This is a genomic window from Neisseria sp. P0021.S007 (assembly GCF_051956855.1).
In genome coordinates, this window is the sequence record NZ_JBQCXA010001239.1 from 1 (window position 1) to 511 (window position 511).

Genomic DNA, 511 nt, shown 5'->3' on the forward strand with positions numbered 1-511 from the left:
CGACAAAGCCCTCCTCGTCGAAACCTACCGGCGGCATAAAGGACACTACGGGCAAAGGCGCATTGCCGCAGCATTGGATTGGAACCGCAAAAAAGCAGCGCGGTTGATGAGGCAGCTAGGACTGAAAGCCCTCATACGGGCGAAAAAAGCCTACCGCCATCCCGCCATGGGCGAAATATCGGAACACCTCCTCAAACGCCGGTTCAAAGCCCAAAAGCCCAACGAAAAATGGCTGACCGACGTGACCGAACTCAAAGGAAAAGACGGCAAACTGTACCTCTCGCCGATATTGGACTTGTTCAACCGCGAAATCATCGCCTACGCCATGAGCCGCAGAGCCGACAGCGAAATGGTGAAGGAAATGCTCGAAAAAGCCGCACCCCGGCTGACCGGCGAAGGAACGATGCTTCATTCCGACCAAGGCGTGCTGTACCGTACGGCGGGGTATAGGGAATTGCTGGCGGAACATTCCATGGTTCAAAGCATGTCGCGTAAGGCGAACTGTTGGGAC

The 511-nt window shown here is 55.6% G+C and carries 1 protein-coding gene; it reads left to right on the forward strand.

All coding sequences use genetic code 11. From position 1 onward, the window contains the following. Positions 1–511 (forward strand): IS3 family transposase (locus tag ACTHUR_RS18515; protein ID WP_440400233.1); only part of this gene is annotated, 511 nt, incomplete at both ends.